Source organism: Vibrio sp. 811 (genome assembly GCF_033339195.1).
In genome coordinates, this window is the sequence record NZ_JAWOUB010000002.1 from 414739 (window position 1) to 429461 (window position 14723).

Here is a 14723-nt window from a genome sequence, read left to right on the forward strand (position 1 = left end):
TACATTCTGCGTTACTTTTCGGCCTTATTGCGACATTCATGTGTGCACCAAGTTTTGCCAAGCATGACAACGAGTACACATCACAAAATGGCCACGCCATCGTGCAAGATGTCGAAAAGCCAGGAACACGCATCGAATTCGATGAAGATCAAGATGAGGTCTACCGCGCGGTTCAACAAGGATATATACGACCATTTTCGGAACTTTACGCCGCAGTAGAAAACGACTTATACGGCCGCATCATCAAGGTCGAGCTTGAAGAAGATGATGATGCTTGGGTGTATGAATTGAAAATTCTGTACAACAATAGCGTCCTGAAAGTTGAGTACGACGCCGCCACGCTGGAAATGCTTGAGATCAAAGGTCGCAGCTTTAACAAAGCGTTAAAGCCGCAAAACAACTAAACTTGTCTAATGCGTAATCCAGACACGATGCGTAACTTACTTCGATAAAAATCCAAACATAATAAGAATCATCAATATGAAAATACTTGTTGTTGAAGATGATCCTCGTTTAGGCGAGCAAATCATCGAAACATTAGAAAGTACCGGCTGGGTACCAGAATTGTCCCAAGATGGCATAGACGCTCTGTATCGCGCGACTTCGGAAGAATGGGACGCCATTGTTCTCGACCTCGGCTTGCCAAAACTGGATGGTCTTACCGTCCTAAAAGGCATCAGAGATGAAAACATTAATACTCCTGTCGTGATTCTAAGCGCTCGCGACACCCTAACGCAGCGAGTTGAAGGCTTAAACGCAGGTGCAGACGATTACCTAACTAAACCATTTGAAATGGTTGAGCTTATCGCTCGTATTCGTGCACAGCTGCGAAGAGCCTCTGGTAATGCCTCTCCTGTGATGCAAATTGGCGACTTGAGCTTGGATACACGCACTTCTAAAGTCATGTGGCAAGGGCAAGCGGTAAGCTTGACGGCGCTAGAGTATAAAGTGGTCGCTTACTTTATGCATAACCCGGAAAAAGTGATTTCTCGAACCGAACTCGTCGAGCACATTTACAAACAAGACTTTGATCGTGACTCCAACACAATCGAAGTTTTTATCGGCCGAATTCGCAAAAAAATCGCCCCAAAGATCATCAAAACTGTCCGAGGGTTGGGATACCAATTAAATGCCGAATAGAAACAGGCTACCGTTGAACGCAATAAAACGACTGAGTATCAAAAGTCGCCTCGTTTTAGCGGCGATCGTTTGGTTAACGGCAATGATCCTCGCCGCTGGTGTGACGATACCGACGCAGGTCTACAACTATATGGTTGATGACACTCGCTCACAGCTCAGCATTTTTATGGATGAAGTCGCCGCACAGTTAGAAGTCGATAACACCGGGCATCTTTCACTCGCAGCTCAGCTATCAGACCCTCGATTTAACCGACCTTACAGTGGTTTGTATTGGAGTGCCTCTACAGAGGCAAGCCTCGAACGTTCTCGTTCTTTGTGGGACAAAAAAATCGAATACAAAGGTTTGGATAAAGATGCGTATGGAGCAAGAGGCGAAAAACTAATTACGCTAGAAAAAGCGCTGTATCTTCCTGATTACGATGGCCCTATTCACATTATTATTGGTATTGACGAAGAGCCCATTAAAAATACCCTTCAGACGTTAATCGGCCAACTTTGGCTTATTTTGGGTTTATTATTCGCGGGCGTGCTTACCGTCATTTTACTGCAAATTGCTTGGTCATTGAGTCCGCTTACAAAGCTACAAAAAGAATTAGCCGAGCTGAAGTCTGGTAATAAAAAGAGTCTAGAAGAAACCTACCCAAAAGAGATTTCTCCTCTAATCTTCGACCTCAACGCTCTGCTGTTCCATTACCAAGAATTACTAGAGAGAGCTCGCAATCATGCAGGTAACCTATCTCATGCACTTAAAACGCCACTTTCTGTTCTAAAAAATGAAGTTCAGACGTTAGAACCTGAGGCACAATCCCGTCTCCGAGCTCCAATCAATCAAATACAAGACCATATCGATTACCATTTGGGTCGTGCCCGTATGGCCGGATCGATGAACATATTATCAGTGAAGTCGAACCCAGCAGATCGTGTGGATGCTATCTCAATGGCGTTTGATAAAGTGTATGCGAGCCGAAGCATTACCTTAATTAATGAACTTGATTCAGAGCTGAATGTAGCAGTAGAGCAGACCGATCTCGATGAAATGCTAGGTAACTTGCTAGAAAATGGCTATAAGTGGGCCAACAGCATGATTCGTGTGCACTCCTCTCAGGATAAGGAAAATATACACATCATTATTGAAGATGATGGGCCAGGCATCCCTAAAGAGAAACTGAGTCAAGTAATCAAGAGAGGAGTTAGATTGGATGAAACAACCCCTGGCTCAGGTCTTGGTCTAAACATAGTCAGTGAAATGGCACACAGTTACCGAGGTCAATTAACATTGGATACAAGCGCTTTAGGTGGATTAAAAGCATCTTTAGTCTTACATCTCAGCCGAACATAAAGCATATAACACTTAAACTTTGTTTTTCGGACCATGATCAGTAAACCGATGAAAATGAAGTCGATGTGAACAAAATCCAAGCAAAGCGTTAAAAGGGATAACCTTCCACCCCGCTAAATCATACCTTTTTGTTGATTTGGATACGATTTGGGTTGCCCATTTATAAGTGGAATGATAGTATCCGCGCTCGCTTGAACAGTTCCTGTTTCAAGCTTTACCACGAACAACAAGGTCGCATTGTTGATTGTGAACATTTGATTTTTACTAATTTGAGAGTAAATACTATGAAATTCGAAGCAGTAGTACGTACTGAACTAGGTAAAGGTGCGAGCCGCCGCCTACGTCACGCTGGCAAATTCCCTGCAGTTGTATACGGCGGTGAAGAAGCAGCAGTAGCTATCGTTCTTAACCACGACGACATCGTAAACCAAATGGACAAGCCTGAATTCTACGAAGGCATCGTTCTAGTTATCGATGGCAAAGAAGTTAAAGTTAAGCCACAAGACGTTCAACGTCACGCGTTCAAGCCAAAAGTTGAACACATGGACTTCATCCGTATCTAATTCCCTACCAAGGAATTAATCGGATTAAATCCAAACCTTTTGCATAAAAGATAATCGGACTTACCAACCGAGACATCTACAAAATTTCAAAACCCCGGAGTCTTACCACCTCCGGGGTTTTACTATATTTGGCATATAGCATTTGATTTATGAACGGGCAATATACTTCACTAAAGTGAGATCGGTCAGCGTCATACTCTCAATCACTTCCGACTCTTCCTCTCCAGTACGCACAAAACCACACTTCTTGTAAAAGTTAAGCCCCTGTTGATTAGTATCCAGTGCTTTCAAACTGATCTGCATAACTGACGTAGAGAGCAAACGTGTCTCTAACTCATCTAACAGTGCACTTCCTGCTCCTTGCCCATAATGTAGCGGCGTAACGTAGCAACATGTCACTAATGCCGTTTTATCTTCGCTGGTGTGGTTAGGTAACTCGTAACTTAAAAAGCCAACAATTTCTCTTTGCCTCTCAACTACGATCAATTGGGCCAGTTGCTCCGTCATCACTCGTGCCCACATCCTTTCTCGACGCTCAATCGTAAACTGCTCTATGTAGCTCTTTGGCATTAATCCTTTATACGCCACCTGCCAAGAGTCAACGTGTATCTTGGCGATTTGGGCTGCTGAGTGCGTCCCTTACTGTGTATCTCATAAGCATCCTTTATTAGCGTTCACCACTTACAAATTCTTTTAACCCTACCCTTTAAACCAAAGCTCAAAGATAACAGCTACAGTCGCAACGCTTTACATTAATCCATTTCATTTTCATTAATTAAATGATAGTTCACATCATAATATTCGAAGAAGAACGATCCATTATTTACTTTTCATTTTGACTCATTAGGTTGAATCTATTTGTTTAAACATTCGAGTGTCAAATGCGGAATAAGCACGATAAGGTATCGGATGAGGATAAATAAACGATGCTTAAAGCATAAGATTTCTAAACGATCGCAATTATAGTAAAGTGATAAATACAATTTTTGATAGAGTTAGGCAGAATAAAGCCATGATCAAATGAGTTTAAGTTCTGTGCTGTTCATTATGCATACAAACCGCCACCCCTCATCATTAGAGCGAAAATTTATAACGATTTGTGTCATACCTATTAGGAAAAACATAAACTTGGCAAAATAATCACCAAAATCAGCGTAATACTTCGCAAAAAGGCGCATTGATTCACATAAACAACACACATTCAATTAACTACCTCACAAAAAATAGAAGTAGCTATATAAAATAAATACTAAATACCAATTCTGTTTATTTATAGACGTAGTTTGCAGGCTTATTAATTCATTTCTCCGATAGAAGTATAAATAAGAGATAGATCACTAAAGTTTCACATTAATTCCGTATATTTCACGCCGTAACAATAACAAAATCACAAAGAAAGGATCCCTTATGAAGTTTTCCAAATCTCTTTTGGTAGTGGCAGTAGGCGCTGCGCTAGCAGGATGCGGCTCAGACAGCGACAATTCTCCAGTAACCTGCGAGACTGCAGATTCTTGTACTAAGTTCACCGTTCTCCACACTAACGATAACCATGGTCGCTTTTGGCATAACAGCGACGGCGAATACGGCATGGCTGCGCGTCACACTTTAATCGAATCTATCCGCGCAGAAGTCGAAGCAAAAGGCGGTGAAACCATTCTGCTATCTGGCGGTGATATTAATACCGGCGTACCAGAATCAGACATGCAAGATGCGGTTCCAGACTTCGTAGGGATGAACCTACTTGGTTACGATGCAATGGCTGTCGGTAACCACGAATTTGATAACTCACTAGATATTCTCGATATGCAAGCCGAGCTAGCTGACTTCCCTATGCTGGCTGCGAATATCTATAAAAAAGATACAAACGAGCGTTACTTCGACCCTTACAAAGTATTTACTATCAACGGCCTTAAGATCGCTGTTATTGGTCTAACAACGCAAGACACTGCGAAGCTAGTCAATCCAGACAACGTATCAAACATCCACTTCGAAGACCCTCAAGTAGAAATCAAAAAGGTACTGAAAGAAATCGAAGAGAACGAAAAGGTAGACCTAGTATTTGCAACGACGCACATGGGTCACTACGAAGATGGCAAAAACGGTAGTGAAGCACCAGGTGACGTTAAACTCGCTCGCTCTCTTGAAGAAGGACAGCTAAACGCTATCATCGGTGGTCACTCACAAAACCCTGTATGTATGGAACCAGGTACCAATGAGTATGCTGATTTCAAACCTGGGGATGATTGTGCCCCAGACCAACAAAAAGGCACTTGGATTATGCAAGCGCATGAGTGGGGTAAATATGTGGGTCGTGCAGACTTCGAATACTACGACGGCAAGCTTCACTTAGCGAACTACGCACTGATTCCTGTAAACCTTCTAGACGAAAACGATGAAGTTATCGGTGAACGAATTCAACAAGATGCAACGGTAAAAGCGTTACTACTGCCATACCAACAACAAGGTCAAGAGTTATTAGATGAGAAGATTTCTAATACGACGGGTAAGTTAGAAGGTGATCGTAACGTAGTTCGCTCTCAACAAACTAACCTAGGTCACCTACTCGGCGAGGCATACCGTACTTACAAAACGGTAAATGCTGACTTTGGTGTGATGAACTCTGGCGGCGTGCGTGATTCAATCCAAGATGGTGATATCACTTACCGTGACGTACTAACGGTTCAGCCATTTGGTAACTTCGTGACTAAAGCAACTATGACAGGTAAAGAAGTTAAAGAATACTTAGATGTGGTTGCGACGAAATCTGCAGGCTCTGGTGCTTACGCTCAACTAGATAACATCACTTTAGATGTAAATTGTGATGCTGGCTCAGTAACCATTACCGATATTAACAATAAAGGCTTCGATCTAGACGCAACGTACACATTCTCTGTAATCAGCTTCAGTGCTGCTGGTGGCGATAACTATCCAATCATCGATGTTCAATCTACACAGCTAACCGATGCATACGTTTTGCGCGAGTTCTTCGTAAACAACCCACAAATCTCTGCGGATAACTACAACAAGAACTTAGAGAACATCAAGTACTTCAGTAATGGCCAACCAGTAAAAGGCTGTCCTGCATCTGGTAGCTAATACTCAACACCTTCCCCCTGGCACTAAGAGCTTTTACAAGCAATTTCGTCAGGGCTTTCCTCAAAACCGAAGCTTTGTGCTTCGGTTTTTTATTTTCGATAAATTACTGAAAACTCTCCACCTTCACAATATGTTCAAAAATTGTTCATTTGTGTTATTGACGCCCCTGTGTTGGGCTTCTATGTTTGATAAGGTCTTTTAAATATGCAGGTTCATCGGCTAAATTTCGCGAAACATTTTTAATCGCATAGTCAATGATTCTGAGAAAGATGTGAATGGCGTTACAAACACTGCTCTCAAACAATTTGTCTTTGGACTTCAAACGATGGTGATGTGCCTCCACGCGCACACTAATGAGCAGCGATCTGGACGTCAATGTGTTCAAACTGCTGCCATCGAGTTCTGGAGGTCAAAAATGAAACGAGCCAGCAATAGCTACAGACTCCAAATGATCAAAGAAGTAGTTACCCGTAGAGAGCGTGAAGCTTGTACGGATCCTATGGCGAGATACATTCATCAACTCATGGATGAACGCCCAACAAGTAAATTAGATGTTGAATTCAATCATCGATTTTCAGGAAATCACTTCGACGAACAAGCGGGAGGCTGGGTTAGCGACCGTTGGTCGATGAAATAACGCCAATTACCGCTTTATAGGGAAAATGGATAGGAGATTCCCGGTTCTTAAAGGACACCTTGCCGGACCGGGAATATGTAAAAGCCTAATCAGAACCGAAAGCGAAGGCGTAACCCCACAGACTGAACAAGAGTTCTAGAATAAGTCTTGTTGAGGCGATGACTCATCTTGAAGCTGTTCTGGCTTCGTCTTCCCTGCCAACATCTTTCTTCTGTACCTTTGACGACACAACTTAATAACGTGCAACTGCTGAGCGGGGGTTAAGTTAAGCCAATTAAACCTTTCCTCTCTCTTTCTCATACACCCCTTGCAATACCCTTTTTCATCGGAGGTACATACTCCAACACAAGGGCTTGGGACAGTAAAAAACTCCAGTTGCTCCATACTAAAACCGCTCTTTCCATATTAGGGCGTATTGGCCTAGTTTAAATAATGAGAAGATTAGTCAGCAACAAAACCTGCTATATACTTCGTTATGTCAAAAACATACGAAACCATAACCTTATGCTGACAAAAACAGTGTTTTATTACTTATACTTACCGCGTTTATAAAAACGGAGTCTATAAAATGAAGCTTAGCCTAAAAACGTTAGTTACAGCAATCTCTCTCCCTGTTCTTATGACTGCTTGTGCTAGCAACGGTGATAATGTGAAAGAAATAACGGCTCAAGATTTGCAGCACCACAACTGGGAACTTGTTCAAGTTGATGGCAAAAATATCGTTCTAGACGAACACCAAAAAGCGGCTCGCCTAGAAATCGGTGAAAATCTAACCGCAAACGGCAACGCAGGTTGTAACAACTTCTTCGGTCAAGCCGAGCTGAAAAACAACCAACTACGCATCGAAAAAATGGGCATGACCATGAAGATGTGTATGGAAGATCAAATGAAGATCGAAAACGCAATGACACAAACACTATCTAACTGGAGCGATATCACGCTAACTACAGATGGTCTTGTTCTGAAAAGTGCCGATCACGAATTGACGTTTACACTACGTGACTGGGTAAACTAATCCCAACTAAGTAAACCAGATAGTATCTTAAAGCAGCCAAACGGCTGCTTTTTTTATATCGATGAATCGTTAGTCATGCATGCCAAAGTCATTTAAATGGCCAACTTTCTTTCTCTTTTCGCCCTCAATTCCATGCTTTAAACATCAATTTTGCTCTGTAAAACAACCTATTCATATCTCTGGGGACAATAATTTTCAATTACTTGAAAGAATATCCTCAAACAAACGGTCTGCTCCTAAAATGACACCAAATTTGTCCTTTCTTCGTTTTGCTTCACATTGAGAGTAATTCTTTGAATCAATGAGTGATTCCGTTTGGGATTGGCATTGATAATAGAGAGAGATGAATTACTATCCTTGTAACAGAGCGGAACGACTTGCGAAAACGTCAATAGAAACGAAAGCAAGCACCAAAAGACATAACACGGAATAGATATGAAAAAGCTACTCAGCAGCATTGGCATTTTAGCCACGACTTTTGCGACACCTTCTTTTGCCGATTCATCAGTGAATAGCGAATGGCAAAAAATCGAACAACAAGCCGACGGGCAATCCGTCTACTTTCATGCTTGGGGCGGAAGCCAAGAAATTAATCGCTACATACAGTGGGCGAGTAGAGAGCTAAAATCACGTTATAACGTGACGCTAAACCACGTTAAAGTAACTGATATTTCTGAGACCACTACTCGACTTATCGCAGAAAAAGCGGCAGGCAAAAACAGCGGTGGCAGTGTTGATATGGTTTGGATCAATGGCGAAAACTTCAAATCAATGAAGGATAACCAATTGCTATTTGGTCCTTTTGTCGAAGGTTTGCCAAGCTGGCAATATGTGGATAAATCTCTACCAATTGATGTGGACTTCTCCGAGCCAACAGAAGGTCTAGAAGCACCTTGGGGAGTAGGACAATTAGTGTTTATCCATGACGAGCAAACCCTCCATAACCCTCCAAAATCATTCGCAGAAATGCTGAGCTATGCAAAAGCGTTCCCGAATCGCCTGACTTACCCTCGACCACCAGAGTTTCATGGCACAAGCTTTATCAAAGCATTACTCATTGAACTGTCTAACAACGCCCCTGAGCTGCAACAACCAGTTACCGATGACACGTTTGAGCAAGTCACTCAACCGCTGTGGTCTTATCTAGATGAGTTCCATAAAGTCGCTTGGCGCGGTGGTAAGCAGTTTCCAGGCGGTACAGCAGAAACCCTTCAGCTACTAGATGATGGTCAGACTGACCTGGCGATTACCTTTAACCCGAACGCGGTTTTCTCTGCGCAGTCGAGCGGTAATCTTGCAGAGAGCACCAAAGCGTACGCAATGGACGCAGGAGCACTCTCAAATATCCACTTTTTAGCGATTCCTTGGAACGCAAATGCCAGTGCTGGTGCACAAGTTGCGATAAACTTTTTATTGAGCCCTGAAGCACAGTCTCGCAAAGGTAACCTAAACATCTGGGGCGACCCTTCGGTACTAAGCAACCAATACCTAACTGGTTCGGCCAAAAACACCCAACAATTCAAATCTATCGCTGAGCTACATCCAAGTTGGCAAGCTGCGTTGGAAAAAGAATGGTTGAAACGCTACGGGAATTAGTAAGAATCCATGTTAAGAGCGCTGTATTTAGTCATTATCGCAGTTTGTATTTTGCCTACCATTCCGGGACTACTTGGAGTGGCGGTTTCTGCGCTCGGTTATGTACCTCCTATCGGTCTACACCACTTTTCTTTTGATGGCTTCAATGCCGTCTTTGATTGGGAAGGTGTTTGGACATCCATCGGGCTTACTTTCTACTCCGCCATTTTCAGTAGCTACTTGGCTTGCTTCATCACGTTTACCATTCTACATGCGTCTTGGGGCAGCAAGTTTTGGCGAAAAATTGAAGTTAGCCTTTCCCCACTTCTCGCGATGCCGCACGTCGCGTTTGCAATTGGCTTTGCGTTCTTGTTTGCCCCAACTGGTATGGGCGTTCGTGTTCTCAACCAACTGTTTGGTTACGACCCGAATGCACAAACGGTGAATGACTTAGCATTGTTGATTAAAGACCCACATGCACTCGGTTTGGTCATCATGCTTGCGATTAAAGAAGTGCCGTTTTTATTGTTGATGAGCATTCCGATCCTTCAGCAATTGAAAGTCGATAAGGTTGAAAAAGTCAGTCACTCGATGGGCTACAGTTCCGCGCAAACGTGGTGGAAATGCGTATTTCCGCAATGGTTAGCAAAACTTCGTTTCCCAATGCTGGCGGTATTGGCTTACAGTTTGTCCGTTGTCGATGTCGCCCTGATTATTGGCCCTACCAACCCACCGACGTTTGCGGTTTTGGTATGGCAATGGTTTAACGATCCAGATTTATCGCTCCTACCAAGAGCTGCCGCTGGCGCAGTAATACTGTTTGCGATCGCTAGCCTTTTGATTGGATTTGCACGCTTAATGGAATGGTGTATTACCAAATGCTTCAAACGCTGGCAGTACTCTGGTCGAAACGGGTTTCGTTTACCCGGTAAAACCCTATTTTCACTGATTGCGCTACTTGCACTTCTAATGATTCCACTCATGGTGGTGTGGAGCTTTGCTCAACGTTGGCGCTTTCCAGATTTGCTCCCAAGCCGTTACAGCCTGCGTTTTTGGGAATACGAATGGCACAGCATTCTTGGCACGCTAGAACAGAGCATGCTGATTGCCGTTATCAGCGCGACTGTCACGCTAGTTCTTGCTTTAATAGCACATGAGTATCGTCTCCGTTATCGCTGGCAGGTGCCCGGTTACATCATCGCCATCCCGATGCTGATTCCTCAATTATCGGTGCTATTCGGTATGCAAGTAGTGACGCTGTACTTAAACAGTAATGCGTATTTCTTTTGGGTATGCTGGGCGCATGTATTCTTTGCGTTCCCATTTATTTACCTCTCGCTAGACGGTCCGTGGCGCAGCTTCGACAGCGGCTTAACTCGCGTCGCACTCAGCTTGGGTAAATCACCGATGCAAGCTTGGTTAAAAGTGAAACTGCCAATCCTCCTGCCTGCAATTGCATTCGCGTGGGCTGTCGGTATTAGTGTCAGCCTGGCGCAATACCTACCGACATTGGTGCTAGGGGCTGGGCGCATTAGCACCATCACAACCGAAGCCGTTGCACTATCCAGTGGTTTTGACCGACGTGTCACCGCGATTTACGCTATTTGGCAAGCTCTGCTTCCATTCTTGTTCTTCTCTTTTGCGATACTGCTTAGCCACTTGCACAGGAAGTATCGCCGCTTGTCTATAAAAGGTTTACTACTGAATGAGTCTTTGTCTCGAAAACCTCGCCATCCGTAAAACCAATGGTGACGCGCTTTTTTCAGCGTTCAACATGACCGTAGAGAAAGGTGAAATTGTTACTCTGATGGGACCAAGTGGTTGTGGTAAATCCACTTTGTTGGATGCCATTGCCGGGCACCTATCCGCCGAGTTCAACTACTCTGGATCCATTACGCTTGATAACGAAAAGTTGGATGCCCTCCCTGCCCATAAGCGTCAGGTCGGTATTCTATTCCAAGAAGATTTGCTCTTCCCTCATTTAACGGTGTGGGAGAACCTTGCCTTCGCGCTACCAAACTCAATCAAAGGTGAAGAGCGTAAAGCTCACGCTATGCAAGCGCTGAAGAACATTTCATTGACCAAACTAGCAGAGTCCTTTCCTGACCAAATTTCGGGAGGGCAACGCGCCCGTATTTCATTGACTCGTATGCTGCTAGCAAAGCCGAAAGTTGCGCTACTTGATGAGCCCTATAGCAAGTTGGATAAAGACCTGCGTGTACAATTTCGCAATTGGGTGGTCGAACAATTGCAGCAAGCGAACATTCCTACTTTGATGGTAACGCACGATGAAGATGATATCCCTGATGGCAGCCGCTGCCTAAACTGGCCGTGGGAGACAAGTCATGCTTGATAGCCTGAGTATAAAGCTCATCCGCAAACCGCTGGCACTCAGTGCGACATATATCGATAAATGTGGCATCACCGCAAATCAGACGACAGTATTTGGTTTTGTGCTTGGCTGTTTTGCCCTGCCGGCTTTGATCGCCGAACAGTACTTGTTGGCGTTGCTGTTTATTTTGCTGAACAGAATCTGTGATGGGTTAGACGGTGCACTGGCGAGGATTCAAGGCATTACCGATGCGGGTGGCTTTCTTGATATCAGCTTAGATTTTTTGTTCTATTCGTTGATTCCTTTTGGCTTTGTGCTTGCCAACCCAGAACACAATGCCGTTGCAGGCGCATTTTTGATTTTTTCCTTCATCGGCACTGGTAGTAGCTTTTTGGCTTTTGCCATCATGGCAGGAAAACAAGGCATCGATAATCCGGTATATAAAAACAAATCGCTTTACTACATGAGCGGCTTAACCGAAGGTACAGAAACCATTGGCTGCTTGGTTTTATTTTGTTTGCTACCGCAACACTTTGCCGTCATCGCGTATATCTTTGGCGCGGCATGCTGGTTTACTACTTTTACACGTATTTATTCAGGGTTTCATACGCTTAACGATCATTAATACTGCTTAGACAATCGCGTTTCCTTAAGGGACAGGCCGCTAAGCCACTGTTTTATAAAGCACCAAAACGCAGGTTAAATTGGGGTATATACTCTTTGAATGAAGAAACCATTCGGAGGCTATATGAAAAAACAGATCAATTTAGGCATGTTGCTCACCATTACTTGTGCGCTCGTGCTTGGCGGCTGTAGCTCACCTAACCCGTACGGAGATGCATACGGCTCATCCGACACTCGCAAAGTTCAGCAGGTTTACTACGGCACAGTAGAAAAAGTAGAACCCGTAACCATTGATGCCTCTACCCAATCCAATGCCATTGGCACCATCGCTGGTGCTGCCGTGGGCGGGATCTTAGGCTCAAAAGTTGGGGGCGGTTCTGGCTCGGATATCGCTGCCATTGGTGGTGGTCTATTGGGTGGCTATGCAGGCAGCAAAGCGGCTGAAGCAACCGCGAAAAGAAATGGCGTGAATCTGACCATTCGTTTAGAGGACGGAAAGATTATCTCTATTGTTCAAGAAGCAAATCCAAACATGATTTTCCAACCAGGCCAAGCGGTCCAAATCAATGTTTCTGGTAATGACGCCAGAGTCGTTCCTCGTTAATTCGGACGAACCAAACCTTTGGCCTGCTTTAATTCAAACACCTAACCCGCGCAAGCTTACATCACTGGCTTGTTAACTTGCGCGTTTCTTTTCGTATCAAACTTGATCGTCGTCAATGGAACATCAATCTCCCATACCTTTCGATGTTCAAATGACATCAAGTTGCTAGCATGAGCCCATTCCAGATAACTTTGGGCTTGTTATGACTCCGACTGTTGACCACGTACTCCTTAATATCGCGCTAAACCTCAGCTCAAATCGCTCTCACGAGCAGCAATATCAAAATCTCATTGATGGGGTCGCGCAAGTATTCCCATGTGATGCGAGCTGCCTGTTTATCTTCGATGAGGATGGGTTTCTAACTCCTGTCGCGGTAAAAGGCTTATCCAGCTCGGTCTTAGGTCGTCGCTATTTCCCCAAAGCGCACCCTCGCTTAGATGCCATTATTCATAGCCGAGAACCTGTACGTTTCGATGCCGATTGTGCGCTTCCGGATCCTTTTGACGGCACACTATTAACCGAAGACCAGTGCATTGATGTTCATGATTGCATGGGCTTTAGCTTGTATGTGGAAGGACAACTTGTTGGCGCACTAACTATGGATGCTCTAACGGTGGGCGCGTTTGATGACATTGACCCTGTCGCTATTGAAACCTTTGCGGCTTTGACCGCTGCGACATTGCGTAACATTGCGCAATTAAAAGCACTCAAAGCACAAAACCAGAAGCAAAAAAGCGTCACTCAAACCCTTATCCAGCAAGCCCGTTCTCAACATGGCGAAATGGTGGGTTTGAGTCCGCAGATCAACCAGTTACGAAACAACATTGCGACCGTTTCTCAATCAGATTACGCGGTACTTATCACAGGAGAGACCGGTACTGGTAAAGAACTGGTCGCGCACTCGGTGCACGCGCAATCTCATCGTAGCGATAAGCCGATGATTTACGTAAACTGTGCGGCCCTGCCTGAAGGTCTGGCTGAAAGTGAACTGTTTGGCCATGTCAAAGGCGCATTTACAGGTGCTAATAGCCACCGTGCCGGTAAGTTTGAACTGGCAGACGGTGGAACGATTTTCCTTGATGAAGTGGGCGAACTGCCTTTGATTTTGCAAGCAAAATTGCTGCGCGTAATTCAGCAAGGCGAGCTGCAACGTGTAGGTAGCGATCAGCATTTGATGGTCAATGTGCGCATCATCGCAGCGACCAATCGACAACTAGAAAAAGAGGTCGAAGCTGGCACGTTTCGAGCAGACCTTTTCCACCGTTTGAACGTGTTCCCAATCCAAGTCCCCCCACTGCGTGCCCGTGACGGGGATATTCCCGTTTTAGCAGGATATTTGTTGGAAAAAGTACGCCAACAATTCAATGCACCCAATCTGCACGTTCACCCTAAAGTGTTGACTCAATTGGAATCTTTACCTTGGTACGGAAACGTGCGCGAGCTCGAACACACTTTAACTCGCGCGGCTTTACACGCCATTCAACAAGGCGCAAGCACGATCATGCTTAACCATTTCGACACCTCATTGGCTCTCGATGATGTAAAAAACACATCGCATTATCTGCCTAAAGAAAGCCAACCAATGCGAGAGCTAATAGAAAGCTATCAACGTGATTTAATTGAACATGCTTTGAGCCAAACTGGTGGCGTTTGGGCAAAAGCAGCGGAGTTTTTACAAATAGATCGAGGGAACTTATATCGGATGGGTAAAAAGCTCGGGATCAATAAATAACCGACCACAAGAAGCCGATGTGATTAAGACATCAGCTGCGTTGTCTTAATCACATCAACCACTCTC

General features: G+C 44.3%; 15 protein-coding genes. 13 read left to right on the top strand and 2 right to left on the bottom strand.

The genetic code is table 11. The annotated features are described in order from the left end of the window. The first annotated feature begins 38 nt into the window (after positions 1 to 38). The 4 genes from R7Q46_RS05660 to rplY all read left to right on the top strand — a co-directional run bounded on the left by R7Q46_RS05660 (position 39) and on the right by rplY (position 3042). Complete coding sequence (locus tag R7Q46_RS05660; RefSeq protein ID WP_372036143.1) at positions 39 to 404, top strand: PepSY domain-containing protein; 366 nt, start codon at positions 39 to 41, stop codon at positions 402 to 404. 76 nt (positions 405 to 480) lie between these two features. Beyond that, a complete protein-coding gene (locus R7Q46_RS05665) occupies positions 481 to 1140 on the top strand; it encodes a response regulator transcription factor (protein WP_005378073.1) in 660 nt (219 codons plus the stop codon). Beyond that, the gene (locus R7Q46_RS05670) at positions 1130 to 2479 is read left to right on the top strand and encodes an ATP-binding protein (protein WP_005378071.1); all 1350 of its coding nucleotides are present in this window, start codon (positions 1130 to 1132) and stop codon (positions 2477 to 2479) included. The genes R7Q46_RS05665 and R7Q46_RS05670 overlap by 11 nt, the downstream gene beginning before the upstream one ends. 284 nt (positions 2480 to 2763) lie before the next feature. Beyond that, on the top strand, positions 2764 to 3042 hold the full coding sequence (rplY, locus tag R7Q46_RS05675; protein WP_005378066.1) for a 50S ribosomal protein L25: 279 nt from the start codon (positions 2764 to 2766) through the stop codon (positions 3040 to 3042). A 147-nt stretch (positions 3043 to 3189) separates the two neighbouring features. On the opposite strand, the gene R7Q46_RS05680 is transcribed toward rplY, so the two are convergent. Beyond that, positions 3190 to 3612 carry a GNAT family N-acetyltransferase gene (locus R7Q46_RS05680; protein WP_213871579.1) on the bottom strand — a complete coding sequence of 141 codons (423 nt, stop codon included), beginning with the start codon at positions 3610 to 3612 and terminating at the stop codon, positions 3190 to 3192. Between the two features lie 837 nt (positions 3613 to 4449). On the opposite strand from R7Q46_RS05680, the gene ushA reads away from it, so the two are divergent. Both ushA and R7Q46_RS05690 read left to right on the top strand, forming a co-directional pair. Beyond that, entirely contained in the window at positions 4450 to 6138 is a 1689-nt protein-coding gene (gene ushA / locus R7Q46_RS05685) for a bifunctional UDP-sugar hydrolase/5'-nucleotidase UshA (protein ID WP_017634888.1), read from the top strand. A 415-nt stretch (positions 6139 to 6553) separates the two neighbouring features. Continuing rightward, the gene (locus R7Q46_RS05690; protein WP_005386686.1) at positions 6554 to 6775 is read left to right on the top strand and encodes a hypothetical protein; all 222 of its coding nucleotides are present in this window, start codon (positions 6554 to 6556) and stop codon (positions 6773 to 6775) included. Between the two features lie 135 nt (positions 6776 to 6910). Here R7Q46_RS05690 and R7Q46_RS05695 read toward each other — a convergent pair whose 3' ends face one another. Further along, a complete protein-coding gene (locus tag R7Q46_RS05695) occupies positions 6911 to 7159 on the bottom strand; it encodes a DUF1289 domain-containing protein (RefSeq protein ID WP_005378062.1) in 249 nt (82 codons plus the stop codon). A gap of 184 nt (positions 7160 to 7343) precedes the next feature. Between R7Q46_RS05695 and R7Q46_RS05700 the strand changes: the two genes are divergently transcribed. The 7 genes from R7Q46_RS05700 to norR all read left to right on the top strand — a co-directional run bounded on the left by R7Q46_RS05700 (position 7344) and on the right by norR (position 14657). Continuing rightward, positions 7344 to 7790, top strand: a complete 447-nt coding sequence (locus tag R7Q46_RS05700; RefSeq protein WP_017634889.1) for an META domain-containing protein — start codon at positions 7344 to 7346, stop codon at positions 7788 to 7790. Positions 7791 to 8225: 435 nt separating this feature from the next. After that, positions 8226 to 9386 (top strand): ABC transporter substrate-binding protein, encoded by a 1161-nt coding sequence (locus R7Q46_RS05705; protein WP_213871578.1) that lies wholly within the window; start codon positions 8226 to 8228, stop codon positions 9384 to 9386. 9 nt (positions 9387 to 9395) lie between these two features. Continuing rightward, entirely contained in the window at positions 9396 to 11105 is a 1710-nt protein-coding gene (locus R7Q46_RS05710) for a thiamine ABC transporter permease (RefSeq protein WP_318077369.1), read from the top strand. Continuing rightward, positions 11071 to 11718, top strand: coding sequence for an ATP-binding cassette domain-containing protein (locus R7Q46_RS05715; RefSeq protein WP_149191908.1), 648 nt, complete (start codon positions 11071 to 11073; stop codon positions 11716 to 11718). The genes R7Q46_RS05710 and R7Q46_RS05715 overlap by 35 nt, the downstream gene beginning before the upstream one ends. Continuing rightward, entirely contained in the window at positions 11711 to 12322 is a 612-nt protein-coding gene (locus R7Q46_RS05720) for a CDP-alcohol phosphatidyltransferase family protein (RefSeq protein WP_005386693.1), read from the top strand. Before R7Q46_RS05715 ends, R7Q46_RS05720 begins: the two co-directional genes overlap by 8 nt. Positions 12323 to 12445: 123 nt before the next feature. After that, the gene (locus R7Q46_RS05725; protein ID WP_005386695.1) at positions 12446 to 12925 is read left to right on the top strand and encodes a glycine zipper 2TM domain-containing protein; all 480 of its coding nucleotides are present in this window, start codon (positions 12446 to 12448) and stop codon (positions 12923 to 12925) included. Positions 12926 to 13127: 202 nt separating this feature from the next. After that, the gene (norR, locus tag R7Q46_RS05730) at positions 13128 to 14657 is read left to right on the top strand and encodes a nitric oxide reductase transcriptional regulator NorR (RefSeq protein WP_213915070.1); all 1530 of its coding nucleotides are present in this window, start codon (positions 13128 to 13130) and stop codon (positions 14655 to 14657) included. Positions 14658 to 14723 lie beyond the last annotated feature (66 nt).